The sequence below is a fragment of the Winogradskya humida genome, assembly GCF_016862215.1.
Lineage (GTDB): Bacteria > Actinomycetota > Actinomycetes > Mycobacteriales > Micromonosporaceae > Actinoplanes > Actinoplanes humidus.
In genome coordinates, this window is the sequence record NZ_BOMN01000112.1 from 125,631 (window position 1) to 147,894 (window position 22,264).

The window sequence follows — 22,264 nt, forward strand, 5'->3', positions numbered from 1 at the left end:
GTCGCTTGCTGGCCACCCCCGGACACGGAAGACTCCCTGTGTTTTCTCCGCCGTGTCTGTCCAAGATCGTAATGGACTGATCTAGGATCACCCTTGTACAATACGCAAATTTTCCCGTTTCGAGGACGGCCTTGGACATCACTCCGGACACCATCGAGACCGTTCTCGCCGATCTGCGAGGGCTCGGTCTCGATGAACTGTGTCGGCGACGAACACGCGATGCCCTGGAGCCTTTCCGGGAGGACCTGATGAACCAGGTCGAGCGCCCCCGGATCAATCTCGGCTCCGGTCCCCCCGGCCGCGCCGACTGACCACTCCTTCGACCACGGCACCCTATTTATCGGAAGAAGATCAATCCCAGATGGATCGGTCCCACGCGCCGGACGACGTTGTCCGGCACAGCTTGTCCGCGGCGTCGTTCGCTGTCCTGGCCCGGGGTGAGGGCTCGCCGCAGATAACGCGGGATTTCTGGACCACCGAGGAAAGCCGGCGCCTGCTGCTGGTCAGCACTCTGCTGACCGAGATCGAGAAGAGGCCGGATCAGCTCGGGCCACTGCCCGAGATCACCGGAGCTCTCGCGGCGCTGGCCGAGGCACAGCGCAGAGCACCGGAGAAGATTCGCGAGCTGCTGCTGGACCCCCAGGTCGGCAGCGGCTGCGCCTATGCCCTCAGGCGGCTGCGCGGCGGCACCAGCAGCGAAGCACCACTATGGCTGGACCTCGGCGTGGTGCACGCCCTGGCCCTGGCCGCCACGGCGAAAGCCGGTCTCACCTGGTCGACCCGGCTACCACTGCGCGACGGCAACGTGATGATCCCGGCGCACGGCATGGCGCGTTTCGGCGACGGCACAACGGCCCCCACGGTCGAAGCGCACACCGAGGGTGGAACCATCCGCCTGCGCGATGACGGGCGCGAGTTGACCGTTCCCTCCGACGAATCCGATGCAGAGCCCGGGCCGGTCGGCTGGTGGTCCCTGCGACTCATCCGGACCGGTGGTGATCTACCGCTGACGGTGCGGCTCGACGATCTCGATCCGCTGCGCGACCTCGCGGATCCCGTGCCCCCGCTCCGGCTGGACACCGCGGGCGTCGAGCGGTGGCGCGAGCTGATCGTCGGCGCATGGGAGTTGCTGTGCCGCGACTACCGGCACGAGGCCGAGGCGATGGCCGGGGGCGTCGTCTCGATCGTGCCGCTCAAGCACGAGCCCGGATGGGAGACGCGCAGCGCGTCGAACGGCGAGGCGTTCGGCAGCATCATGCTCTCCATTCCCCGCGACGTGGTCGAGATGGCGGTGTCCCTCGTCCACGAGTACCAGCACATCACGCTCGGCGCCCTGCTCCATCTGCTCCCGCTGACGAAGCCCGATGACGGCTCGCTCTACTACGCGCCGTGGCGTGACGATCCGCGGCCACTGGCCGGGCTCGTTCAGGGCATCTACGCCTTCTTCGGCATTGCCAAGTTCTGGCGGATCCGGCGCGACACCACCACCGGCGACGAGCGTGCCCTCGCCGCCTTCGAATACGCGTACGCCCGCCGGCAGACCGCCGAGTCGGTGGAGATCGCCCTCTCCTCGACCGGCCTGACACCGCAGGGCCGTCAGCTGTTCGAGGGGCTGCGCAGCCGCCTCGACCAATGGTCGGGCGAACCCGCCGACGCCGTCGACCCCGGCATCGACCGGCTGGCGGAGATCACCGCGGACAGTCACCGCATCGGCTGGCGGCTGCGGCACTTCCGGCCCCGGCAGGAGGATGTCACCGAGCTGGTCAGCCGGATGGCCGAACGGGAGCCGGCCGAGCCGCTCAGCCCCGTTCCCGCGGCGATCAGGCCACACGCCGGTCTTCGCTGGGACCAGCGCATCCCCGCGGTGGCCCGCAGGCGGGTCTTCACCACCGCGGCCGCCGGCGGGAGCACGTCCCCCGATCCCCTGATCGCCGGGGAGAACGCCCTCCTCGCCCAGGACGCGCCGAGCGCCCGGGCCGCGTTCGTCAGCGCGATCGGCCGGACCGCCCCGGCCCTCGATAGCGGGACCGACGTGCCCGACGACGAGGCGCGGGCGTGGGCCGGGCTGGCCATCAGCCTGGCCGCGGCAGGCGACACCCCTGCCGCCACCGCGCTCAGCCGGCGCCCCGATCTGGTGCGTGCGGTCTACGCCGGCCTGCACGCGGACGCCGACCCCGCCGACGTCGCCACCTGGCTCGCGCCGGCGCTCGCCGGCCACCACTGACCCCACCCGCCTGAGACCCCGCCGCCGGCGGGTCAGAACTGCATCGGGTCCACGTCGCAGTTCGCCCGCACCCGGGCACGAGCCGCCACGATGGCCGGATGGTGGTCCCCCAGCACCCGGGCGTAGGCGGCAAGCGTCTCGCCATACAGCCGGGCGCCCTCCTCAGTCCGGCCCAGTGGCTCCAGGTCGAACGAGAGATTGAGCGAACAGGCGAGCGTGGATGGATGATCGGCACCGATCAGCTGCCGGCACTGTTCCAGCAGCGTCGAGTCGAGGTCGTAGGCGCCCTGGTGATCGCCGAGCGCGGCCAGGTCGCTGGCGAGGTTGATGCCGCACGTCAGCGTGAGGACATGATTCGACCCCAGGATCCGCTCAAGCGTTTCCCACGCGACCCGGTTGTTGCGCTCGGCCTCCCCGACCCGGCCGAGCAACCGTTGCACGATCCCGAGATTCGTCCGGGCATAGAGCGTGTAGGGATGTTCCGCACCGAGCGTCTCCTGGTAGTCCTCCACCGTCCTGTCGGCCAGGTCCAGCGCCCGGACCAGGTCGTCGGCCTCGCGCAGATCCACGGCGAAATTGAGGGCCGCGGCGAGGGTGTCGGGCTGGGTCGGCCCGAACCGTTCCCGGAACCTGTTCATGGTGTCCTCGGCAAGCTTGTAAGCGCCTTCATGATCGCCGGCCCGGCGCCGCGCCACCGCAAGATTGCGCGCGACCCGGATGGTCTCCCGATGACCGACACCCAACAGATGAACATAACGGACGTAGGCGCGCTCGACCATCCGCCAGGAGCGGATATATTCTCCACATTCGCGTTCGTCGATCGTTAAATTGTTCAGGGTTCGCAGGGTGTCAGGATGATCGTTGCCGAGTACCACCATCCGTCGCCGGTAGGTGTCGGCATCGAGCTGGCGTGCGGTACGGAACTCGCCGGTCAACCGCAGGCTGCACCCGAGATTGTGCGCGGCCCGCAGCGTGACGGGGTCGTCTTTGCCGAGGGTTCGCTGGGCGGTCTGAAAAGCATTCAGGTCCATGTTCCGGGCCTCGGCGAACAGGCCCGATGCCCGTAGGGTCGTCGTCACCATACTCATGGCGTCGATCGAACCCTCGTCCTCAGGACCGACCGTATTGAGATAGCGCCGCAGACTCTCCTCCTGAATCGTGGCAGCGTCGGCGAACCTGCCCTCCAGCCACAAGTAGTAGCCGAGCCACTTCGCCGCTGCCAGGGTCTGGGCATGGTCGGCGCCCAGCCGGACAGTCCAGTCGTCGACGACCCGGCGGGAGAGCTCCTGCCCGCTGGGGTAGTCGCCCCAGCGGAAGTAGAACTCCACGAGGGTGACGACGACGCTGCGGGTCCAGTCGTCCTCGCAGGCCCAGGCGCCGGAGGCGATCAGGTGGGAGGCGAGGCCCTGGTAGCGCAGCCACTGGGTGGGGTCGGCGGGATCTCCCAGCTTTACGCCGGCGCCAGCGAGCAGCAGGTGCGCGCCATGCTCCATCAATGACCGCTGTTCGTCAGGGATGCTGTCCTGCAGGACCCGGCGGACCAGGCGGTGGAGTTGCAGGCTGTTGCCGCGGTGGTCGATGCGGGCGAGGACGTAGCGCTGGATGTCGCGGATGGCCTGGTTGAGGCGGGTGGGGTTCTTCAGGACCTCGTCGAGTTCGCCGGCGCCCATCGCGTCGCGGACGCCCGCGAACAGGTCGCGGTCGATCGGTTCCGGGGCGAAGAAGGAGCAGACCTGCAGCAGTTGCAGGGCGGCCGGGTTCTCGGTGGCCAGGCGGTCGAGGGCCACGTTGGCGGCGGCGGCGACCGGCATCTCGTACCCTGCGGTCAGGTCCCGGGGGTTGAGTTCGGTGCGTTTCTCGTCGAGCAGGCGCAGGTAGTCGCCGACCGACATGCCCGTGGCGTGCAGCCAGGCCGAGCCGTGCTCGATGGCCAGCGGAAGGTCGCCGAGGGCGTCGGCGAGACGGTCGGCCTCGGTGTCGGGGAGGTTGCTGTTGCGCAGCTTCAGCAGGCGTACGCTCTCCGCCCGGGTGAAGACGTCCACCTCGAGCGACTCCGCGATCGTGCTCCACTCCTGGTTGCGCGAGGTGACCAGGACCTTGCCGCTGCCGGCCTCGGGCAGGTAGTCGCGGACGGTGTCGGGGGTCTCCGCGTTGTCGAAGACCAGGAGCCAGTTGCTGTACGGGGTGCCTGCCCGCAACGCCGCGCGCACCTTCGGGATGGCGGTGACGACCTCGTTGCCGACGTCGAGGCCGAGGCGGTCGCCGAGCTCGATCAGGGACGCGAGGATCTGGGCGGGGCGTTCCGAGGGGATCCACCAGATGACGTCGTAGTCGGAGCGGTGGCGGTGGGCGTACTCGATGGCGATCTGGGATTTTCCGACCCCGCCCTCGCCGTGCAGGGCCTGCGGGAGCACCGCCGCGACGTGCTGGGTCTGCAGCCGGCGTTCCAGTTGTTCGAGCAGCGCGCGGCGGCCGGTGAAGACCGGGTTGCGGGTCGGGACGTTGCCCCAGACCATCGGCGCCTCGTCGGAGCTGTGCCCCTCGAAGATGTCGTCGAGGGACAACGGGTCCTCGCCGGACGTGATGCCGAGGTCCAGATCGCCGAGGTACCGGCCGGGCTCGTCTGGTGCTGCCACGGTGTCACCGCCTTCCGCGTCCGTGGCGGGCACGCCAACGGTGTGGTCCGGTTCTGCGTCGGCCGGGGGCGGCCGGTCCGGGATCTCGAACGCGTCGATGGCGTCGCTGAGCTGACCGGCGCGGATCGCGTACGGGCCGGACAGTGCTTTCAGGACGGCCAGCTCGATGCGGGCCATGGGGAGTGTGGCATCGGTGATCACGATGTCGGGCACCGCGTCGGGGGCGTCGATGACCTGGGACAGCACCAGGGTGGCGCGGCCGCGGTGGGGCTGGAACGAGGCGGTGGCCCGCAGCACGCGGGCGGAGTCGTCGCGGCTGGCGCAGGAGAGCAGTGCCTGGCGTACGCCGTCCGCGAACTCGAACGACGTACCGCCCGCGTCGGCACGACGCACCAGCGGCCCGTTCAGCACCTCGGCGAGATGGTGCGGCGCGGAGCCGGGGAGCAGCACCCGTTGCACGTGGTGCAGCAGCGGCAACTCCAGCGGAGCGGCGGCGAGCAGCGTCGCGAGGCGGAACGCCGGCGGTGTCGCGGTGCGCTGGAACCGCAGGACGGTGGTGACGGGGTCGGCCGGCTCGGCGGGTTCCCCCGGAGCCGGTGGGGTGCCCGGGTCCACGACGCAGGCGAGCCCGTCACGCCAGCCGGGCGGTCCGGTGACGAGCCCGGTCCACCAGCTCAGCCAGCGCGGGCTCAGCTCCACCATGGGCACCGCGAGCGAGCCGGGCGGCACGGGCGGGTCGAACGGGTTCTGCAGCTCCCCGGGAAAGCTCACCTGCAGGTCGCTGTTCGGGGCGACCGTGCGGGGCGCGCGCAGCCGGCAGCGGCGGGGCACGAGGTTGCCCGAGCGCCATTGCCGCCGCGGGCACGGATTGACGATCACGAGCGGCCCGGAGCTGCCCCACCGCCGCAGCATCGCGTCCACGGCCGGTTCGCGCCATAGCTCACCGTGGCCGTCGGTGAGGACCAGGAACAGCTGGCGTCCCGCCGGGTCGAGGAGCTCAGCCGGGCTGCGCGAGCCGCCGCTGGGAGCGCGTAGCCGCGGTGTGCTCGTCCCGGAGAGGGTGAACGCGCGGACCGAGCGGAAAGCCCCGTGCCGTTCGAGCAGCAGCCGCAACGCCGCAACCGTCGGGCGCCACACCGCCATCGAGGGGCTGTCGTCGACGATCACCGCGAGGCTCAGCCAGCGTTCGTGCACCGGGCGGTACCGGGGTAGCAGCACCCGGGTGTCGGCGGCGTACTCGGCGGTGGCCTCCTCGTCCGGCTCGTTCTCGGTGACCGACCACACCCGGCGTTTGAAGGGGTTGAGCACCCGGGCGATGCGCTGGCCGGCCGGGAGGGCGCCCTGCAGGCTGAGGTCCGCGGTGTCCTCGATCTCGGCGGGGCCCCCGAGGTGCGGCCCGGGACGGCTGCCCGGTGCGCGGGACGGGCCCAGCGGGGGCAGGGGTGCGGACTCCCCCGGCTCCGGTCGCGGGACAGGCCCCGGGCCCGCCTCGCCGCCCGCGGATTCCGCTGTGGCGGCGCTGTGGCGTGGCTCCGGGACAGGGACCGGGCCGCCGCCGGCGGCGATCGTCGCGGCCAGCCACACCGCGTCGGCGACCTGGCTCCAGTCGGGCCGGGCGCCGTCCGGCACGAGGCCAGGGCTGTCCATTCCTACCGTTCCAGGGAGAGCGAGTGCCAGATGCCCGTGATGAGGCGCTGCCAGGCCTCGCGGTCCTCGGCGTACGCGCCACCGGTGGTCAGGAACACCGCGTTGAGCAGCTGGTCGCGGGCGAGCGAGTCGCCGGCCGGGCGGTTGAGGAAGTCGTCGATCAGCTGGCGCTGGCCGTCGACGAGCAGCGGCAGCTGGGCCCGGACCATCGCGGCGAGGTCGTCGGCGCCCGGCATGAACAGGTCCAGTCGCAGGCAGCGGCGCAGGAACGCGGGCGGGAACTCGCGCTCGCCGTTGCTGGTGATCACCACGATCGGGAAGGCGCGGCACCGTACCCGGCCGTCGTGGATCTCCGCGACCCGGTCGGGATCGTCGGTGTAGACCGACGTCGTGGCCTCGCGCCGGCTCACCCGCACCAGCTCGGGGATCGTGAACTGGCCGTTCTCGAAGATGTGCAGCAGGTCGTTGGGCAGGTCGATGTCGCTCTTGTCGAGCTCGTCGACGAGCAGGACCCGGGGCCGCTCGTACGCCAGCAGCGCCGTCCCCAGCGGCCCGAGCCGCACGAAGTCCCCGGTGCGGGGCTCGGAGCCGGGCGCGGCCATCGCCGCCTGGGCGCGGCCGATCGCGTCGTACTCGTACAGTCCGGAGCGCAGCGTGGTCCGGCTGGTGATCGGCCATTCCAGCACCCGGCCGAGCCGCAGCTCCCGGGCCAGCCGGAACGCGATGCTGGACTTCCCGCTGCCGGGGCTGCCGGTCACGAGCAGCGGGCGGCGCAGCATGACCGCGGCGTTGACCATGTCGCACTCGGCCCGGTCGGCGCGGCGCACCGCGTGCGTGTCGGGCCGGCCGAGCTTGCGGTCGATCTCCTCGTCCCGCTCGTCCGGCGGCGGCTGGAGCGGCTCGCCGTGGAAGCTGCGCCACGGCGGCGGGTCCGGCAGCCGGCGGCGCGAGTCGTCGCCCGCCGGGATGCCGTCGCCGCGGTACAACCACCAGGGCGGCGGCTGGTCACCGGTCGTACCCGCTCCCACTGCGGCGCTCGTCATGGCTGCTCCCCTGGTTCGTAGACGTTGCGGTCGGGGTCGTCCCAGAGCAGGGCCAGATGCCGGCCGGGATGCCGCTCGCGGGTGTCCGGGCCCTCCGGCAGCAGGGCCGCCTGCACCCGCAGGGTCCGGATGCTCGCGAGCAGGTCTGCGGGGGATCCGTCGGTGGCCTCGGTCAGCAGCTCGGCGATCTCCGGGGCCGGCGAGCCCGGCCGGCGGTCCCAGAGAATCACCGGGATCCCGGCGTTGAGCGCCGACTCCAGCTCGTGGCTGCCGGACTCGTGATCCGGGGAACTGCCGAGCACGACGGTCGTGACGTCGCGGCGTTCCCGCAGGCGCGCGTTCCAGGGCCCCAGCTCCTCCTTGACCGGGTCCTCGCGGCCCCGGTAGACCTGGTGCCGGGCCGGTTGCTGCCACATCGCACGCCACCGCTGGTTCCAGATCCGGTGCCTGTACGGCGCGCGCATCCGGTCCAGGCTGCGCACCACGACCGGGTAGTCGAGGCACAGCGGTGTGGGTGCCGGCGCCTCCAGCTCCGTGTTCCACCATTCGACGGCCTGGCGCAGCAGGTCGCCGGGGAGCAGGAGCTCGATCTCGACCGGTTCACCGTCGGCGGAGTCACGCCAGCTCGTCTCCGCGTGCTGGATCGCGCCCTGCAACACGCGTTCGATCTGGCGGAACGTGGTCTGCCCGGGGTTGCTCGGCTCCGGCTGCCACCGGTCGCTGCGGCGCTGAATCCAGTAGCGGACCTCGCACCGCTCGCTGTCGATGTCGTCCCGTTCGATCTGGATCAGCAGGCAGGGCCGGATCGGCACGGCGCGGGTCCCGGCCGGGAGCTCGTGGCCGCGCGACTCCTCGAGCCGCTGACGGTAGGCGCGCATCCGGTCGTCGAGGTGCAGGATCTGCTCGGCGACCAGGTCGGTCCAGGCCCGCAACTCCCCCGCGAGGCGGTGCGGGACCCGGGCGGCGACGTGCTCCGCGAAGGCCAGCAGCGGTGGAACGAGGTCCGGGCGGGCGTTCTGCCGGGCCAGCAGGACGGCGAGCTCGTTCAGCGTCGCGGGGCTGACCGGCAGGGGTATCAGGCCACCGGTGGCGGCCGGCCACACCGCTCTGCCGTCGACACCCCGGGCCTGGTCCAGCAGGGCGTGCAGGCGGTCCATCTCCCATTCCGGCAGCAGGGTACGCACTCCGGTGGGCGCCATCCGCCAGGCGACCGGGAACGGCGGGCACTGGGCCAGCACGGCGCGCAGGCAACCGGCGGCGGCCAGGGCTGCGTACGCGTGCCAGCGGTCGTTCTTCCAGCCGTCGCAGTAGTCGACGATCCCGCGGACGACGAACCAGCTCAGGCCCCGGTTGGCGACCCCTGTGGCCACCCCCGCGGCCTCCATCTCGAAGGCGATGATCCCGTGCCGGGCCGCGAGCTGGTCACGCAGCTCGGCATCCTTGAGCAGCACGTCGGCGCAGCCCACGGCACCGAAATGGACCTTCGGGACGCCGTCGGGATGGCCGGAGAGCGCCCGGTCCGGGTGCGGGATCTCCCGGCGCCCCCGGTGCAGCTGGTCGGCCTCGTCGGACGGCCGGGCGAAGACCGCCATCGGGCGCTCCCCGGGCGGCGCGAGCAGGCCCGGCCAGGGGAGCGCCTCCCCCAGCATCTGGCCCTGTTCCAGGTGCTGGGCGGCCCGCTTGAGGTGCATCGAGATGCCGCTGATCGGGCGGCGTGGCTCGGCGCCCTCAGGGCCTTGCCGCAGGTGCCCGTAGTCGACGATGCCCTCGAGCGCGACGACGACGTCGCCGAGGCGTACGTGCCGGGGCGGGTCCTCGGGGGCCGGCACGCCGCCCGCGATCCCGGCCATGACGACGCAGCGGATCCGGGGGAAGCTGCGCAGCATGTCGGTGCAGGTCGAGGCGGCGTTGCGGTTGTTGTCCTCGGGCAGGGTGACCAGCACGACCCGGTGCGGCCGGCCCGGTTCCAGGCTGTCGAGATGCCCGACCCGGTATTCGTTAGGGTCGCTCTCGAGACGCGCGACCCGCGGGCCGGTCATCAAGGCTCGCATCGCGGCCCCCTCGACCGATTTCGCGGCGATGATCCCGATCGTCACATCGGACCAGACATCACCTTCGGGCACGGCCGGTCGCTCATGGCGGCCTGCTGACGACGGCTCCACCTCAGGCGGCCGGGACGGCGGGGCGGTTATGGCGCCATCGTGGGAATCGATCTGTGCCGGACGCGTCGACGGCCGATATCGATCGTTTCCGCGCCAACTCACGACCCCATTCCGTACCCTGAGATCACATTGTATTTATAACTGTCCCCGGTCCACAGTGTTACAGAGCAGCACGGCCGCGCACAATGGCAGATATTTGATCAGGTAAATATGATCTCATTTATCGGTGACCGGTCTCAGTTATCGGTGACGTGGAAACGCTCGTCGACGGCGAGGGCCGCGAGCCCGGCCACCGGCAGCGGCAGGTCCTTGAGCGCCGGCGGGTTGTCCGAGCCGTTGGTGGCCGTGCGCTGCTGCATGACGAAGACCGCGACGCCGTCCGGGTGGCGGTAGGCCGCCCACTGCTCCGGGCCTCCGTCGCCAGGCCCCGGGGTCGCCGTGCCGACCTTCAGCCCGCCGACCGTGACCACCGTGCAGTTGCCGCCCAGGCCCCAGAGGGACTTGGCGAGCTGGCACGGATCCTGCGGGAGGCCGCTGTTCGCCGTGTGCACCTCCACGGCCAGCTGCCCGGTCCTGCCGTCCTTGGCCACCGCCGCGTTGGCGCTGTAGGTCCAGATGTCCTTCTTGATGTCGTCGACGGCGGCCTGGTGGTACTGCAGCGGAATGGCATCGTCATCCTCGCCGACGTTGCCGGTCGGGGCGGTCCAGCCGTCGGGGACGACGGCGAGGAGCCCGGCCAGCAGCGCCTTGCCCTTCTCGTAGCGCGGACCGGAGCGGCTGGTGGCGTCGGTCTGCGGCTTTCCGTCGCCGTCGGTCGGCCACGCGGGCTCGGTCTTGTCCCCGGCCGCGGCCGGGCTCGCCAGCACCGAGGGCACCGCCGCCGCCGGGGCCGCCGGGGCGTTTTCGCTGCTCAACCATATCCCGGGATTCACCGCGAGGGCGGTCGCGGCGACGAGGACGGCGGCCGCGCCGGCGCCGACCGCCGAGTTGCGGCGGCGTACGGACCGGCGTCCCGCACCGACCGCCGTGGCCGAGTCCATCGGGGGCGGGGGGCTGAGGGTCATGGTGTCGCGCAGGGCCGCGCGGAAGTCGTTCTCGTTCATCGGGTTGCTCCTCGTTCCACAGTGACGGGTGGGGTCATCAGCGCCCGCAGGGCGTCCAGGCCACGCGACGCCTGGCTCTTGACGGTGCCGGCCGAGCACCCCAGGGCGGCCGCGGTCTCGTCGACCGTCATGTCCTCCCAGTAGCGCAGGACCAGCACCGCCCGCTGCCGGGGCGGCACCTCGGCCAGCGCCTGCAACAGCACCAGCCGATCGTCGGAGGACGCCGCCGGCGCGGGCCGGTCCGCGGGCGTGTCGGACGGCCGTTCACGCCGCCACCACCCCCGGCGCCCGTCGTCGATGTAGGTGCGGATCAGCACCTGCCGCACGTACGGATCCAGCGCCTCGTGGTGTGAGACCCGGTTCCAGTGCCTGTAGAGCTTGGTGAACGCGGTCTGCACCAGGTCCTCCGCCCGGTGCCAGTCACCGCAGAGCAGAAACGCCGTTCCCCGCATGGCCCCTGACCGGGCCGCGAAGTACTCGGCGAACGCCACATCGCGATCGCTCATCCCCACCCCTATCCGTTCGGTCCCGTTAAGCACGGAGCCGGACCGCCGAACGGTTGCACGCCTTTGGCTAGTAGTCTCGCCGCGCACGACTTTCCGCCAGTGGAACTATCGAGGGTAGAAAATTGAGCGACGAGGCCACCGCCCCCGGCGACCGTACGCTGGAGATGTTCCTCCCGGCCGTCATCCAGGCCCCGATCCCCGACCAGGGCGGCGCCGGCGTGGTCGAGGTCCCCGCCTACCGCGGCAGCACCTCGGTCGGCCGCGAGGTGGTCGAGAAGATCGCCGGCGCGGCGGCCCGATCGGTCCCGGGCGTCGCCGAGCTCGGCGGTGACGTCGCCCGCTTCATGAACTCCGTCCTCGACAAGATCGGCCTCGACGAGGTCGGCGACGCCACCCGCGGCGTCTCGGCCCGCGTCGAGGGCACCAAGGTCGCGATCACGGTGGTCCTGGTCATCGCGGCGGGCGAGGTCGTCTCCGACGTCACGGTCGCCGTCCGGACCGCGGTCATCGAGGCGGTGGAGAACTACGGCCTGCACGTCGAGAACGTCAACGTCAAGGTCGATGACATCAGGATGACCGCATGACACCTTTCACCGTACGCACAGCAGCGCCCTTTTTCGCCTTGGTCTTTCTTTCCGGTGGCTGCACCAGCTCCTCACCCGTCGCCAAGCCGGCACCTTCGGTTGCGCCCTCGCCCTCATCGTCGCCTGAGCCGTCGCTGCAGCCGGTCGAGCAGACCTGCACGGACGTCATCGCCCTGATGGCCACCGCGACGGACGCCCCCTGGAAGCTGAGCCAAGGCCCCGCCGACCGGGCAGAACCCGGCATCCACCAGTGCTCGGGCGAAGCCTCCTCGACCGCGTCCACGCCGCCGGCGCTGATCCAGGTCACCTACCTGCTCCGCCGCCCCGGCACCGACACCCCGGCGTCCATGCTCGACCAGGTAAAACGCCGCACCGGCGACTGCACCACCGACCTCCCGTCCCCACCGGACGGCGCGGGCTACGCGACCAGCTGCGTCAACCAGCAGGGCTCGTCAACCACCACGCTGCTTTTCGAGGCGGGCTGGATCTCGGTGCAGGTCTCCGCGCAGGGCTCGTCCGTCAGCGCCTTCGCCTCGAAAACGTCCCAGAAAGCCGCGATCAGCGGCCTGTCCCTGATCTGAGCACCCGCCCGACGGCCGGCCCCACCGCGTTCATGACGTCGGTGTCGTCCCCACCCCGGAAAATCGCCCAGACCACGGCACCCATGACCTCCGCCGGCTCGGTGAGCCCGGCCAGCTCGCGCTCCACGCCGCCCAGGCTCTCCAGCATCCGCTTGGCGACCTGCCCATCCCCACCGAGCGCCTCGGTCGGCCACACCACGGACCCGAGCCATGCCAGCACCTGCCGCACCGCGCCTCTCTGCCCCGCCGACCTCACGAGGTCCCCGACCATCACCCCGATCGTGTCCGCCCCGAACCCGGCCGCCTCCAGCCCCGAGTGGTCTCGCAGATGGTCGAACAACACGGGCGGCACGCGACTCGCCTCAAGGGCGGCGACGTCCCCGGCCTGCCGGCATTCAGCTCCGTCGTCGACCAGGTCCAGCTTGGTCAGAAGATCGCTCAGCAAAGCGCTCGAGCTTCCACCGACGCCAAGCCCGGACAGGAAAAGCCGAAGGCCGATGTCGTCGACGAGCAGATCATTCCGGAACCGTTCCCGCTCCCAGGAAACCCTCCCCGGATGCAGGGTCCCCGACCCGAGCAGCACGTCCTCAGCGTCATAGACCGCCACCGTCAGATCCCCGGGACACCGGCAGACATCACCCCGCAAATTCCCGGACGTGGTCCATTCCCGCAACTGCCGCAACGCGGTCTCGTCCTCAACGGTGGCAAGCACCTCCCGCCCGGCAACCGGTTGCCCATCCTCCCCGCCGTCCGCGATGACCACCTTCCGGGCGCGATCCCAGGTCTCCTTGAGCCACCGCCGGACCTGCCTCTCCCGGAGCACGCTGGGCCAGACGACGCGGGAGTCCTCGATGCCGTACCGGACCATGGGGTGAAGGTCGTCGATCGCCAGGCCGCTGTCCAGGTAAGCCGCGAGCGACTTGCCGACTTTGTCGCCGGCACAATCGGCGATCTCCTCGTCGTGGGCCGCGACCATGATCACCTCCAGGGCGCGGGGATCCTTCCAGTTGGCCAGATCGACCACCGCCAGGACCCGATCCTCCAGATCCCCGGCCGGGTCACGGGCCACCTCGACCAGCCGCTCGGCCCGGCCGTCCCAGGCCAGCACGTCACCCGTCGGCAGCTGATCCAGAAACACCTGCGGCGGCCGATACCGATGCACCTCCATGTAATGCAGGATCATCACCGGCGCGGCATAGACCACCCCGTTGCCGGCGTAGTACCGATACTCACCGTTGCCATCGAACGGCGCATAGTCCGTACAGAACTCGCAGTCATGAAACCCGAGATGCATGCTCCCCACCCGCGGCGAGGCAGCCCGAACCCGCTCGATGTCCTCATCCGTCAGCGGTGCTGAGCCTGTGACGCTCTGCAACCCGCGCTCCGACCCCAGCCACCCGATGTTGACCAGCGGGAGCGGATGCGGCATGTATTCGTACGGCGAAAGATCGAGATACTCCACGCAACCTCAGTTCAGCGCCACATCGGCGACAGCAGCGACTTCCTCGACGCTCATACCGACCTCGACAAAGCCGTTGAAATTGTATTCATAATCGCAGAACATCAGATACGTCAGGGGCCCAGGACCTGCCTGTTCCGACGAGTGTCCCGATCATCCAAGACCATCGGAGCCGGCATCTTTCTCGTCGTCGGCCAGCCTTTGGGCTCTCGCCACCGAGGATGGGCTGGAGGAGAGCCTCAGCTCGTCGTTCGGCATGATGTCGATGGTCACCGCGTCGAGGAGCTGTCCGACGGCGGGGTAGTCGTCCGGGCCGACCTGTCCGTTGTCCGAGAGCAGGACGAAGTCGATGAAGGCAGGAACACCCGGCACGGGACGCTCGATTATTACTTCCACACCAAATCGTCCACGATGGCCGGAGACCCTGCATTGCACCAGTTGGAACTGGCGTAATCCAAGGCCGCCCCAATCAGAGTATTTCATGGCCGAGACCCTCCTGAAGTCGCGCTCCACATTATCTGACCTCAGAACAGGGCCCCCTGTCCGTCTGGGTCAGGGGCGGCGACCGGCCCACCGCAGACAACTGGCGACTGCGACTGCTTGACATCGTCGTAATAGCCGGGCGCTGCGACGACGACTGACTCGAAGAACCCCGAATCAATCGCATTGCCGTAAACGGACAGGGACTTTCCCAATGCCAGGAATGCATCCGGAGCTACGACGGTCAGCCTGTCATCGACGGTTTCCAGACGAAGGTGCCGCGCGAGAGCGGCTTCCACCCTCTCGGCGCCGTCGCCGAATATCGACACTCCTTTATAGATGACGTTCAAGGACGGGTCGGAGGGGCGGTACACCTCCACCGCGTCCACTCGGCCGGCTCCGTCCTCGTGGGCCCGGATCGTCAGGCCACCCGAGAAATGCGCGGCTCCCCGGACGCCCCTGGCCACCCCGGGCCCCAGGAATCCTGGGAGGTTTGCCAGCACCCGCTCCGCCTCGGCGACAGGGACGCCGAGGTGGATACCCGCGGCCCCGCGCGGCGGGTCCAGGATGATGTCCATCAGCGATCCCCCACTCGCTCAGCGCGAAAGCTCCGCAGGACAGCGTCGAGGCGGGAGGCTGCGTGGTCGTGGCGGGGCCAGGAACGGATCATCGGGGGCATCGTGCTGACCTCGGACCACGCGCCTTCGAGCGCGACCATGGTGTCGTCGGCAGTGAGCCAGTGGGTGTGGTGGCCGGTTGCTTCGGGGGCCGGGCGGAGGCTGAGGGAGGGGTCGGACATCAGGTGGTCGAGCAGCTCCCCCACTGCACCGGGGGTTGAGTAGCTGCGGCGCTCGGGCCCGCTGCGGGAGGCTTCGGCGTACAGGGCGTCGCATTCGATCAGGGCGTCGAGATTGCCGAACTCGATGGTGGACAGCGCGTCGATGCCGATCTCGACCTGGCCGGTGGGCTTCACGGAAGCGCCGGCGATGCTGCCGGTCTCCACGGCGTAGAGGATCTCCAGCTCTTCGTCGGGGTGCTCGGGTTCGCAGACGGGGGCGAATGTCACCTTTGATTGGAAGAAGCCGCTGGTGTAGGTCAGTCCGCTGTAGCGCGTCTGAAGTTGGGCCAGGAGGGTCACGATGTCGTCGTCCGGGCGGCCGTGGACCCGGTTGATCTCGCGGCGCAGGCGGTCGCCGGTGAGGCCTCGGTCGACCGTTACCCGGTGCGATCCGGAGCGCAGGAAGCGGACGGCTCGGGCCGACAGGGCGACCGGCGACTCCAGGAGATAACCCGAGGTCACGGGGACGGCCAGTGGGTGAGGCCGGTTTCGAGCAGGTGGGCGGCGCGGTGGACGTCGGCCGTCACCTCGGTCTGGAGCGTGACGGGGTCCGATGTGGTGGTCAGGTGGCGGTGGAGGGATTGGTATTGGACTCGCCAGAGGCCCAGGAGGGCCGTGGCGGCGATGGTGGGTTCCGGATCGGTGGGGGCGAGGCCGGTGCGGGCGGCGAGCAGCTCGGCGGCCACCGTGACGAAGCGGTCCATGGTGTTGCTCTGGTAGGCGCGGAGGGACGGGGTGGAGCCGATCAGGGCGCCGAAGCGGCGGTGGCCGGCGATGGCCTCGGGGTCCGTCAGGGCTGAGGTCATCCCCGTGAGTTCTTCGGCGAGGATGCGGAGGGCCGCTTGGACCGGGGGCACCGAGGAGTCGGCCAGGCCGGTGCGTAGCGCTGACATCGTGGTTTCCAGGCGGTCCAGGACCAGGGATTCCTTGGTCGGGAAGTAGTTGAAGACCGTTTTTTCCGAGACGCCGCAGGCTTCCGCGACGTCGGCCACGCGGAAGGCGTCGAAGCCCTTCTCCAGAAACATGCGCGCCGCCGCGTCGGACAGCTGGCGGCGCATCTCGCGCTTCTTGCGTTCGCGGAGGCCTTCGGTCATGAGGACGAGCTTAGTATGGTGCCAGGAAAATTACTGCTACTGTAAATTTCTGGCGACCGTAAAAGGAGATCTCATGAGTGAGTTCCGGATCGTGTGTGAGTACGCGTACCCGATCGAGGAGGTCTGGCGGGTGCTGACCGAGCCCGAGCTGGTCGCGCAGTGGACCGTGACCGGGCAGGGTGGGCGGCCGGAGGGGTTCGCGGCCGTGGCGGGGACGCGGTTCCGGCTGGTCGCGAAGCCCGTGATGGGGTGGCGCGGGATCGTCGACTGCGAGGTTCTGGAGGTCGAGGAGCCTCGGCTGCTGCGGTACACGTGGGTCGGGGATGAGGGTGAGGCGCCGTCGTTCGTGGCGTACCGGTTGGAGGCGACGCCGACCGGCACCCGGTTCACCTGGGAGCACACAGGGTTCTCGGGTGCCGGTGGGTTCTTCATGTCGCGTCTGTTGCGTACGGTCAGGAAGAAGATGTTGAACGAAGCTGTGCCGGCCGTACTTATGAAGCAGTCACTGAGAAGGAGTTCGTGACGAAGTCCTTCCCGCCCGCCGACGACGTGATCTCGTAGCCGAGCTGGACGTTGCCGATGGTGACGTCGCCGAACCAGCCCTGGGTGCGGATCCACTGGGCGATGGCTCGGATGTCGACCGTGCCGGAGCTCGTGTTGCTGGTACGCACGAACGAGTACACCTGGTTGCTCCCGTTGGAGCCGCGGTAGATGGCCCACGTGTGGCCGCCCACCGACGTGGTGGTCTGCAGCGTGCCGAGCGGGCCGACCGCGCCGTACTTGTTCATCCAGAGCATGATCTCGTGGGCGTTGTCGGAGCTCCAGATGTCGTACGCCGTGGTGAACGCGACCCCGCTGGTCGGCACCGTGACGTTGAAGCTGCTCGTGGTGGTACCGAGGGCGCTGACCTTCTTACCGACGTACTTCGTGGCGTTGGGGTAGCTCTTGATGCCGCCGGTGTTCGGGTGGTTCGCCCAGACGCCCCAGTTCGACGCCGAGTTGGCCCAGATGGTCTGCGGGCCGTAGCCGGAGCCCCAGACGTTGTTGTAGAGCGTGTAGCCGTTGCTGGTCCAGGTGCCCCAGCGGTCGGTGGACGACCAGACGGCTGCCTGGGCCGGTGCCCCGATCAGAGCGGTGAGCGCGGCGACGAGCAGGACGATGATCGTACGGACGGAGGTTTTCACAGAGCCTCTTTACGAAACGACGGGGTTCCAGCCGTCGGAGCCGGCCAGGTACTTCTGGGAGGTGTAGTTCGCCGCGGTGGAGGCGGACATCTGCGGGCGGTCGCTGGTGCCGGTGGAAGCACCCGAGCCCGTGTTCGCGTACTCGTTGAATCTGCAGGTCTTCCAGGAGAAGCCGCTCATGTCCTGCCACGCGCCGGCCTGGCGGATGTGGCCGCCGAGGGTGGACTCGCGGACCAGGACCTGACCGATGGCGTCGGCCGCGCCGCCCGCGTGCCAGCAGCGGCCCAGGGCGACGGTCTGCGTGGCGGACGGGCCCTGCAGGGTCGAGCGGGTGATGAGGATGCCGTACGCGTTGGAGGCGTTGGTCGCCGCGGCGGTGATGTAGCCGTTGTTGGTGCTGTTGCGGTCGAGGGACTTGATGGTCGTGGAGTCGATGACGACCGCGCCGTTGCCGTAGATGAAGTCGACGGCACCCTCGATGTAGGACTTGTAGACGTACTGGCGGATCTGGGAACTGCCCGTGCCGCCCCAGGACAGGAACGTGTCCTGGTAGCCCTTCATCTGGACGTTGCGGTACGTCTGACGGTCGCCGGCGGCGTACAGCGCGAGGGCCTGGCTGCCCTCGCCGTACGTGTTCTGCATCGTCAGGCCCTTGATGGTGGTGTTCGCGGCGAGGTTGTAGACCGTCGCGCTCCCGGCCGTACCCGCGGTGGACTGGGGTTTGTTGCCCGTGATGACGATGTCGCCGGACGTGCCGGTCGAGCCCTGGATGGTGATGCCCGATTTGCTGGCCGGGATCTGCACCTGACCCTGATAGGTGCCGGGCTTGACGGTGATGATCGTGCCGGTGGTCGCGGCGCTGATCGCCGCCTGGATGGTGGTGTAGTTGCCGGAGCCGTCCGCCGCGACGGTGATCGTGGCGGCCAGGGAGGTGGGCGCGACGAACAGCGAGGCGACGAGCAGCAGTGGAGCGATCATGGGGTGACGACCTTTCCGCCGAAGGTGACGACCAGCCTGCCGTCGGAGGCGAACGACCAGCCGAGGGCGCCGGTGAGGTTCGCGCAGCGGGAGCCGTTGGTGCCGGTCCAGAACTGGTTGGAGCTGTCCGCGTCGCCGACCGTCTTGTCGTTGGAGCCGCTGCTGCTGCGGCACGACGTGTTGTTGCGGAAGACCGAGGTGCCCGCGTCGAACGAGAAGTTGCGCTCGGCGTTGTTGACGCCGACGTTGTTCGAGATCGTCATCGTGCCGGGGTTGCTGTTGTACGTGAACCCGTGGTGGCCGTTGTTGTACGCCACGTTGCGCCGGACGATGTGGTTGACCGCGATGTCGTCGCCGCCGAGCTTGTAGCCGTTGCGGTCGCCGTTCGCGTTGACCGTGCCGTTGCTCAGCGTGCCGTTGGTGTAGGACAGCGAGTCCTCGATCGTCACCGGGCCGATCGCGCCGGTGTCGGTCTTCGTGTAGAGGTCCCACCCGTCGTCGATGTTGTTGTGCGACACGTCGTAGCGGAAGACGTTGCCGGTGCCGATGGTGAGCTTCGCGGCGAAACCGTCCGCGTCCTCGCCGTCCGAGTCGGCGTTGTCGTGCGATTCGGCGCTCAGGACCAGGTTGTTCGCCGGCCACTGGCTGTTCGGGGTGTCCGACGCGATCCGGGACAGCTGCAGGCCGGAGTCGCGGTTGTAGCGGGTGATGGTCCGCTCGACGATGTTGTTGCTGCCGCCGACGAAGATCCCGTTGTCCCCGGCGCGTTCGACGACCAGGCCGTAGAGGCGCCAGTAGTTGCCGTTGAGTGCCAGGCCGCGGTTGGCCGGGTCCTCGGTCTGCGCGGAGAAGTTCAAGACCGGAGTTTCGCCCGGGTACGCCGAGAGCGTCTTGCGGGCGCTCGACGTGCCGTTGTTCCCGGCCGCGATCGTGACGGTCGCCGTGGAGCTGTAGGTGCCGCCGCGCAGGTAGATCGTGCCGCCGGCCGCGACCCGGGTGAGCGCCGAGACGAGGGTCGTGGGCGCGGAGATCGTGCCAGCAGCGCTCGCACTTCCTGTTGGCGACGCGTAGATCGCGTCACCGGTGGGCGGAGGCGTCGTGGGCGTCGTGCTGGGGGTTGGGCTGGTAGTCGCCGGGGACGAGGGGGTGGACCCGCCGGTGGTGTTCACCGTGACGTCGTCGAAACCGGCTGTCGCGTACGCCGTCTGCAGCCCGATCCGCCCCGCGGAGACGGACGAGTTCGTGGCGGACCCGACCGCGGCGCCGTCGACGCTGCCGGTGATCGTGGAGCCGGAGACGGTGAGACTCAGCGTGTACCAGGTGCCCGTGGCGACGGTGCGGGACGCCGTGCCGAGGACGGTGACCGCGCCACTGTTGACGGCCTGCAGCTGCGCCTGGTTGCCGGGCAGCAGCGCCAGCCGGTAGAACGTGGTCGCGCTGCCGGCCCGCGCCAGCAGTCCGGCGAATCCGTTCGACGCGAACGAGAGCGGCTTGACCCGCGCCGAGACCGTGTAGTCGGTCCAGGCGGTGTCGCCGGCGAATTCCCGGGCATTCTCACCGGTGGCGACGGTCTGCCGGAGAGTCGGTGATCCATCGGCGACGATCGACCATGTGCCGCCCGATTTCGACCACGCGCTGGTGCTGCCCGATTCGAAGTCTGCGGTGAAGACCGTAGCCGCCTGCGCGGTCGCCACCGATATCACCAGACCCGCTGTCACCAGGGCTATCAGCCCTCCGGCGCCGGCCGCCCGGCGCAGTGTGCGGGCCCGCAAAGATGGCGCCATAGCAATTTCTCCTTGTCGGGAATGTGACTGAATGCCGCTAGCCGAATGTCCCACCAGAGATATACATCAGTCAATGAATTGGATTTGCAGGTTTGTTGCATCCAAGGTCGCCACAATGTGTTCCATGACCATGACCATGAGCACACCCGCACCCGTCCGCACCGGCGCCACGCTGACCCCGTTCGTCGACGAGCTGCCGGTCGCACCGGTGCTACGACCACCGCGGACCGGACGGCGCGCCGGCGTCCTGAAGATCCGCGCCCGCTCCGCCGAGGTGAGCCTGCACCGGGCGTTACCGCTGACCCCGGTGTGGGCGTACGAGGGCCATCTGCCCGGCCCGACCATCGAGGTGTCGCGCGATCAGACCCTGCGCGTGCACTGGATCAACGAGCTGACCGGACCGCTGCCGTTCGCGTCGGTCGCCGCGCCGCCCGGGAGCCAGAACGAGCCGGGCCGCTCGGGTGGCGTACCCAAGGATCTGTCCGACGTCCCTGCCTGGACCGCGGTGCATGTGCACGGGGCGGCGGTCGGGGGCGACAGCGACGGGTGGCCCGAAAACGGCGTCTCGCCGGGAGAGCGGTCGATCTACACGTATCCGAACCGGCAGCGCGCGAGCGGGCTGTGGTATCACGACCACGCCATGAACCTCACGGCCTACCAGGTGTACGCCGGGCTCGCCGGGCAGTATCTGATCCGCGACGAGGAGGAGGCCGGGCTGCACCTGCCGTCGGGACGGCGCGAGCTGGCGCTGACGATCCGGGACGTGAACCTCGACCTGGACGAGGACGGGCTGTTCACCGGGCGGCTGCTGCACAAGACGGAGACCGGGGCGAACGAGTTCTTCGGGCCGTACACGTGCGTCAACGGGCGGATCTGGCCCTACGCGAGGATGCGGCCCGCGCTGCACCGGTTGCGGCTGGTCAACGCGTCGAACGCCCGCACGTACCGGCTGGTGCTGCTCGACGAGTGCGGCGATCCCGTTCCCGATGTGCTGCACGTGATCGGGACGGACGGCGGTCTGCTCGGGGCCCCGGTGCCCGTACCCGTGGAAGGCCTGGTCCTGGCACCCGCGGAACGCGCCGACGTCCTGATCGACCTGCAGGCGCAGGCGGGCCGGACCCTGACCCTGGTGAACACGGCGGCGGCACCCTATCTGGGCAGGCCCGCGGAGGTGCCGCCGGGACAACCCGATGCCGCGCACCGACTGGCGTTCCCCCAGGTCATGCAGCTGCGGGTCGAGCGTGCCCAAGGTCCGATCCCGCGGGTACGCGTACCAGGTGCGCTGTCACCGACCTTCCGCCGCCTCACCCACGACGACCTCCCCCACGAGCACGGGCATCGCATGATCATGCTGGTCAAATCCACGAAGCCCCTGCGCGAGATGCAGGAGTCCGCCGCCGGTCCCGGCATCGTGCAGGTGAGCGATGTCAGCGGGGCGAGCACCGGATACCGGGTGGCGGCCGGGACCTGGGCCGACGCCGCGACGATCCACGTCGTCCAGGACTCGTGGGAGATCTGGCGGGTGCTCAACCTCAGCGGCCAGATGCACCCCATCCACCTGCATCTCGTGCAGTTCCAGATCCTGCGGCGCGAGGTGTACGACGCGAGCGGCTTCGACCCGGCCACCGGCGAGGCGAACCCGGCTGTCCGATATCTGCGCACGATCGAGACCCCGCCGCTGGAGCAGGGCTGGAAGGACACCGTTCGCGTCAACCCGAACGAGATGGCCGTGGTCGCCGCGCGCTTCACCGGGCACAGCGGGCGCTACGTCTACCACTGCCACCTCCTCGAGCACGAGGACGCCGGGATGATGCGGCCGTTCCTCGTGATGCCCGCCGGTGTCCCCGGCATGCCCGGCGGGCACGAGCACTGACAGTGTGGCGAATCCCGCCGTATCAAGGTGCCGGTGGGCTGCTCCGATCTGCGTAACGAGCAACCAGCCGGCACCTTCGCCGGCCGCA

The 22,264-nt window shown here is 69.7% G+C and carries 18 protein-coding genes; 5 read left to right on the plus strand and 13 right to left on the minus strand.

What is annotated here, in order from left to right:
• Positions 1-361: 361 nt before the first annotated feature.
• A complete protein-coding gene (locus tag Ahu01nite_RS38730) occupies positions 362-2,224 on the plus strand; it encodes an aKG-HExxH-type peptide beta-hydroxylase (RefSeq protein WP_203841714.1) in 1,863 nt (620 codons plus the stop codon).
• 32 nt (positions 2,225-2,256) lie between these two features.
• On the opposite strand, the gene fxsT is transcribed toward Ahu01nite_RS38730, so the two are convergent.
• The 5 genes from fxsT to Ahu01nite_RS38755 form a co-directional block, all read right to left on the minus strand.
• Positions 2,257-6,507, minus strand: coding sequence for an FxSxx-COOH system tetratricopeptide repeat protein (fxsT, locus tag Ahu01nite_RS38735; protein WP_203841715.1), 4,251 nt, complete (start codon positions 6,505-6,507; stop codon positions 2,257-2,259).
• Positions 6,508-6,509: 2 nt separating this feature from the next.
• Positions 6,510-7,550: an AAA family ATPase gene (locus tag Ahu01nite_RS38740; RefSeq protein ID WP_203841716.1), complete on the minus strand. Its 1,041-nt coding sequence runs from the start codon at positions 7,548-7,550 to the stop codon at positions 6,510-6,512.
• Positions 7,547-9,673 (minus strand): VMAP-C domain-containing protein, encoded by a 2,127-nt coding sequence (locus Ahu01nite_RS38745; RefSeq protein ID WP_203841717.1) that lies wholly within the window; start codon positions 9,671-9,673, stop codon positions 7,547-7,549. Before Ahu01nite_RS38745 ends, Ahu01nite_RS38740 begins: the two co-directional genes overlap by 4 nt.
• A gap of 275 nt (positions 9,674-9,948) precedes the next feature.
• Positions 9,949-10,815 (minus strand): hypothetical protein, encoded by an 867-nt coding sequence (locus Ahu01nite_RS38750; protein ID WP_203841718.1) that lies wholly within the window; start codon positions 10,813-10,815, stop codon positions 9,949-9,951.
• Positions 10,812-11,321, minus strand: a complete 510-nt coding sequence (locus tag Ahu01nite_RS38755) for a SigE family RNA polymerase sigma factor (protein ID WP_203841719.1) — start codon at positions 11,319-11,321, stop codon at positions 10,812-10,814. The genes Ahu01nite_RS38750 and Ahu01nite_RS38755 overlap by 4 nt, the downstream gene beginning before the upstream one ends.
• A gap of 164 nt (positions 11,322-11,485) precedes the next feature.
• Between Ahu01nite_RS38755 and Ahu01nite_RS38760 the strand changes: the two genes are divergently transcribed.
• On the plus strand, positions 11,486-11,905 hold the full coding sequence (locus Ahu01nite_RS38760; RefSeq protein WP_203841769.1) for an Asp23/Gls24 family envelope stress response protein: 420 nt from the start codon (positions 11,486-11,488) through the stop codon (positions 11,903-11,905).
• On the plus strand, positions 11,902-12,486 hold the full coding sequence (locus tag Ahu01nite_RS38765) for a hypothetical protein (protein ID WP_203841720.1): 585 nt from the start codon (positions 11,902-11,904) through the stop codon (positions 12,484-12,486). Before Ahu01nite_RS38760 ends, Ahu01nite_RS38765 begins: the two co-directional genes overlap by 4 nt.
• Here Ahu01nite_RS38765 and Ahu01nite_RS38770 read toward each other — a convergent pair.
• The 5 genes from Ahu01nite_RS38770 to Ahu01nite_RS38790 all read right to left on the minus strand — a co-directional run bounded on the left by Ahu01nite_RS38770 (position 12,464) and on the right by Ahu01nite_RS38790 (position 16,357).
• The gene (locus tag Ahu01nite_RS38770) at positions 12,464-13,948 is read right to left on the minus strand and encodes a DUF7919 family protein (RefSeq protein ID WP_203841721.1); all 1,485 of its coding nucleotides are present in this window, start codon (positions 13,946-13,948) and stop codon (positions 12,464-12,466) included. The genes Ahu01nite_RS38765 and Ahu01nite_RS38770 overlap by 23 nt on opposite strands.
• Positions 13,949-14,098: 150 nt before the next feature.
• Complete coding sequence (locus Ahu01nite_RS38775; RefSeq protein ID WP_203841722.1) at positions 14,099-14,428, minus strand: hypothetical protein; 330 nt, start codon at positions 14,426-14,428, stop codon at positions 14,099-14,101.
• Positions 14,429-14,469: 41 nt separating this feature from the next.
• Complete coding sequence (locus Ahu01nite_RS38780) at positions 14,470-15,003, minus strand: hypothetical protein (RefSeq protein WP_203841723.1); 534 nt, start codon at positions 15,001-15,003, stop codon at positions 14,470-14,472.
• Positions 15,003-15,725, minus strand: a complete 723-nt coding sequence (locus tag Ahu01nite_RS38785) for a hypothetical protein (protein ID WP_203841724.1) — start codon at positions 15,723-15,725, stop codon at positions 15,003-15,005. Before Ahu01nite_RS38785 ends, Ahu01nite_RS38780 begins: the two co-directional genes overlap by 1 nt.
• Positions 15,722-16,357 (minus strand): TetR family transcriptional regulator, encoded by a 636-nt coding sequence (locus Ahu01nite_RS38790; RefSeq protein ID WP_203841725.1) that lies wholly within the window; start codon positions 16,355-16,357, stop codon positions 15,722-15,724. Before Ahu01nite_RS38790 ends, Ahu01nite_RS38785 begins: the two co-directional genes overlap by 4 nt.
• Positions 16,358-16,430: 73 nt before the next feature.
• Here Ahu01nite_RS38790 and Ahu01nite_RS38795 point away from each other — a divergent pair, with 73 nt between their 5' ends.
• Positions 16,431-16,880 (plus strand): SRPBCC family protein, encoded by a 450-nt coding sequence (locus Ahu01nite_RS38795; protein ID WP_203841726.1) that lies wholly within the window; start codon positions 16,431-16,433, stop codon positions 16,878-16,880.
• On the opposite strand, the gene Ahu01nite_RS38800 is transcribed toward Ahu01nite_RS38795, so the two are convergent.
• Genes Ahu01nite_RS38800 through Ahu01nite_RS38810 form a run of 3 tightly spaced genes read right to left on the minus strand, consistent with a single transcriptional unit; the run spans position 16,849 to position 20,303 of the window.
• Entirely contained in the window at positions 16,849-17,541 is a 693-nt protein-coding gene (locus Ahu01nite_RS38800) for a glycoside hydrolase family 12 protein (RefSeq protein ID WP_203841727.1), read from the minus strand. The two genes, Ahu01nite_RS38795 and Ahu01nite_RS38800, sit on opposite strands and share 32 nt — an antisense overlap.
• A 9-nt stretch (positions 17,542-17,550) precedes the next feature.
• The gene (locus Ahu01nite_RS38805; protein WP_203841728.1) at positions 17,551-18,519 is read right to left on the minus strand and encodes a pectinesterase family protein; all 969 of its coding nucleotides are present in this window, start codon (positions 18,517-18,519) and stop codon (positions 17,551-17,553) included.
• Positions 18,516-20,303, minus strand: a complete 1,788-nt coding sequence (locus Ahu01nite_RS38810) for a right-handed parallel beta-helix repeat-containing protein (RefSeq protein ID WP_203841729.1) — start codon at positions 20,301-20,303, stop codon at positions 18,516-18,518. The genes Ahu01nite_RS38805 and Ahu01nite_RS38810 overlap by 4 nt, the downstream gene beginning before the upstream one ends.
• A gap of 124 nt (positions 20,304-20,427) precedes the next feature.
• Here Ahu01nite_RS38810 and Ahu01nite_RS38815 point away from each other — a divergent pair, with 124 nt between their 5' ends.
• Positions 20,428-22,176, plus strand: a complete 1,749-nt coding sequence (locus tag Ahu01nite_RS38815; protein WP_203841730.1) for a multicopper oxidase family protein — start codon at positions 20,428-20,430, stop codon at positions 22,174-22,176.
• Positions 22,177-22,264: the final 88 nt, after the last annotated feature.

Excerpts from the sequence above, each read along its gene's own strand:
- Ahu01nite_RS38755 (WP_203841719.1), bottom strand. The coding sequence starts at position 11,321 with ATGAGCGATCGCGATGTGGCGTTCGCCGAGTACTTCGCGGCCCGGTCA.
- Ahu01nite_RS38815 (WP_203841730.1), top strand. The coding sequence starts at position 20,428 with ATGACCATGACCATGAGCACACCCGCACCCGTCCGCACCGGCGCCACG.
- Ahu01nite_RS38730 (WP_203841714.1), top strand. The coding sequence starts at position 362 with ATGGATCGGTCCCACGCGCCGGACGACGTTGTCCGGCACAGCTTGTCC.
- Ahu01nite_RS38810 (WP_203841729.1), bottom strand. The coding sequence starts at position 20,303 with ATGGCGCCATCTTTGCGGGCCCGCACACTGCGCCGGGCGGCCGGCGCC.
- Ahu01nite_RS38760 (WP_203841769.1), top strand. The coding sequence starts at position 11,486 with ATGTTCCTCCCGGCCGTCATCCAGGCCCCGATCCCCGACCAGGGCGGC.
- Ahu01nite_RS38795 (WP_203841726.1), top strand. The coding sequence starts at position 16,431 with ATGAGTGAGTTCCGGATCGTGTGTGAGTACGCGTACCCGATCGAGGAG.
- Ahu01nite_RS38790 (WP_203841725.1), bottom strand. The coding sequence starts at position 16,357 with ATGACCGAAGGCCTCCGCGAACGCAAGAAGCGCGAGATGCGCCGCCAG.
- Ahu01nite_RS38765 (WP_203841720.1), top strand. The coding sequence starts at position 11,902 with ATGACACCTTTCACCGTACGCACAGCAGCGCCCTTTTTCGCCTTGGTC.
- Ahu01nite_RS38750 (WP_203841718.1), bottom strand. The coding sequence starts at position 10,815 with ATGAACGAGAACGACTTCCGCGCGGCCCTGCGCGACACCATGACCCTC.
- fxsT (WP_203841715.1), bottom strand. The coding sequence starts at position 6,507 with ATGGACAGCCCTGGCCTCGTGCCGGACGGCGCCCGGCCCGACTGGAGC.
- Ahu01nite_RS38775 (WP_203841722.1), bottom strand. The coding sequence starts at position 14,428 with ATGAAATACTCTGATTGGGGCGGCCTTGGATTACGCCAGTTCCAACTG.
- Ahu01nite_RS38780 (WP_203841723.1), bottom strand. The coding sequence starts at position 15,003 with ATGGACATCATCCTGGACCCGCCGCGCGGGGCCGCGGGTATCCACCTC.
- Ahu01nite_RS38805 (WP_203841728.1), bottom strand. The coding sequence starts at position 18,519 with ATGATCGCTCCACTGCTGCTCGTCGCCTCGCTGTTCGTCGCGCCCACC.
- Ahu01nite_RS38740 (WP_203841716.1), bottom strand. The coding sequence starts at position 7,550 with ATGACGAGCGCCGCAGTGGGAGCGGGTACGACCGGTGACCAGCCGCCG.